Source organism: Verrucosispora sp. SN26_14.1 (genome assembly GCF_004307965.1).
Classification (GTDB): Bacteria; Actinomycetota; Actinomycetes; order Mycobacteriales; family Micromonosporaceae; genus Micromonospora.
Genome location: NZ_SISL01000658.1, coordinates 1 through 2,445 on the forward strand (window position 1 = coordinate 1; position 2,445 = coordinate 2,445).

The window sequence follows — 2,445 nt, forward strand, 5'->3', positions numbered from 1 at the left end:
CCTCGGCGGTGAGGGCCAGGTTCAGGTCGGCGCGGACCCGCAGGCCGGTCGCGGTGGTCCCGCCCGCGTTGCGCACCGTGTACCGGACGGTGACGACACCGCCGACGTATCCCGGCTGCGGGTCGACCGAGACGGTGATCGTCGGGTCGGCCGGGCTGCCCGCCGGCGCGGGCACGATCCGGACGGTGGTCACCGTGGCGTTGTCCGAGGGGTCCGCGTCGGTCGGGCTGGTCTCGACCGACCAGCCCACCTCGAAGCTGCCGGGAGCAGTACCCACCAGGTCGACCCGGACCTCGACGGTACGTCCCACCTCGACTCGACCCAGCGCGCAGCGCAGGGTGGCGAGGTCGCACTCGCCGGCCGGTGTGTCGAGGCCGGTCACCGACAGTCCGGCCGGTACGCGCAGGACGCCCTGGACGTCGTCGGCGGCGGTCGGCCCCTGGTCGGTGACGGCGAGCCGCAGCGAGGTCCGGCCGCCGACCGTGGTGGTCGGCGCCGGTGCCGACACGGAGGTGGCGACATCCACGCGACGCTGCCAGCTCGGCTCCTTCTGCCGTCCGGGCAGGTGCGCGGTGAGCGGGCCGACCGTGCCGTCGGCCAGGTCGTAGCTCCACAGTGCCTCGGGTGCGTTGTTGCCCTCGGCGCGGCGGGCCGAGAAGGCGAGCCGCTCGCCGTCCGGCGACCAGGCCACGTCGCGGGGCTGGTGCGGGGCGTCCTCGGAGTCGGGCACCGGCAGTGCGCAGGATCCGCCACCGGCGGGCAGCAGCAGCCGGCAGTCGCCGTCGTCCAGGTCGAGCAGGACCAGACCGTCGGCCTCCCGGTTGAAGACCAGGCGGGTGCCGTCCGGAGAGTACGCGGCGCTGTCATCGACGACCGGGCATCCGACGCCGCAGATCGTCTCGGTCAGGTCGGTCTGGTCGAGGCCGTTGCCGGCGTTGGCGGTCCAGATGTGGGTGGACACCTCACCCCGGTAGGTGCCCCGGGTGAAGGCGATCTGGGTGCCGTCGGGCGACCAGGCCGGCTGGGTGTCGTCGAGTCCGGCCAGCGGGACCGGGACCGGCAGGTCCAGCAGGAGTTCCCCGTCGACGGCGTCGACCACCTCGATCCGGGACGGGGTTCGTCCCCCCGGGCCGTCGCCCGGCGAGTTGCGGACCAGGGCCAGCCGGGTGCCGTCCGGCGACCACGCCGGGTCGGTCTCCCGGTCGCCGCTGCCCCGCCCGGCGATCGGCAGCAGGCGGGGTCGACCCCCGTCGGCGTCGACGATCCAGAGCCGTTCGGTCCGTACGCCGTCGACCGTCTCGAACCGCGTGACCGCGATCTGTCGCCCGTCCGGGGAGTACGCCTGCCGCTCGAACCACGGGTCACCGTCCTCCGGCTCCCAGAGCAGTAAGGAGTTGTCGAGCGCCCCCGGGTCCTCGCGAAGCACCGGTACGCCCAGGTCACGCGGGTCCACCCCGTCCGGCCGGATGTCCTGGAGGGTGGCGGTGGTCCGGTCGAGGGCGCTGGTCCGGCCGACCAGCAGGGACTCGGTGTCGCTGCCGGGGACGGTGTACCAGGTGGGATGAGTGACGTCCCGGTTCTCGTCGAGTCGTTGCACCACCACGCACTGGCACACGTCCTCCTGCACCAGCACCGAGTAGAGCCGGTCGACGTCTCCGGCCGATCCGCCGTCCGGCAGCGTCCGGCTGACGAACGCCACGGTCGCCCCGTCGGCGGTCCACGCGGGCTGTCGGGCCTGCCAGCCGCCGGGCAGCATCTGGGCCCGACCGGTGCCGTCCGGCGCGATCAGCCACACCTCGGGGGCCGGTTCGGCCGGTCCGACGGTGTAGGCGAGGCGCCCGTGCGCCGGGATCGGGTCCCAGGCCGGCTCGGCGGCCCCGGTGGGCTCGGTGGTCACCTGCACGGCGGGGCCGCCGTCGGCGGAGATCCGGTAGACCTGCGGGACGGTGGCGTCGCCGCGCAGCCCGGCGAAGGCCAGCGTCGTACCCGCCGGCGACCAGGTCGGCCACCTGTTGTCGCCGGTGCCGTCGGTCACCCGTCGGCTGTCACCGCCCGCGACGTCGACCACGAAGACGTCGTGCGCGCCATCGGCCCGCCCGGCGGCGGAGCTGTACGCGATCCGGGTGCCGTCGGGGGAGAGGACCGGCCGGGACTCGTCGGTCGAGTTCCGGGTGACCCGCTGCACCGGACCCGTGCCCCGGCGCAGGTAGACCTCGGTGGTGCGGGCGTCCCGCCGACCCACCCAGGTCACCGTCGACCCCCGGGCCGAGACCTCGTCGTCGAAGTGGCCCGGGCCGGGGCCGAAGAACGGTGCCGCCGTCGCCGCTGCGCCCTCGCCCGTGACGACACCGAGGCTGCGGTGCCCGGTGCCGGCGTACGCGATCCGCTGGCTCAGGGCGTCGTTCGGGGCCGGAGCGGGTGGCGTGGTCGGGGCCGGCGCGGGCG

At 75.1% G+C, this 2,445-nt stretch carries 1 pseudogene; it reads right to left on the reverse strand.

The features are described from left to right. Positions 1 to 2,445, reverse strand: a pseudogene (locus tag EYA84_RS30525) (DUF11 domain-containing protein); the annotation flags it as partial.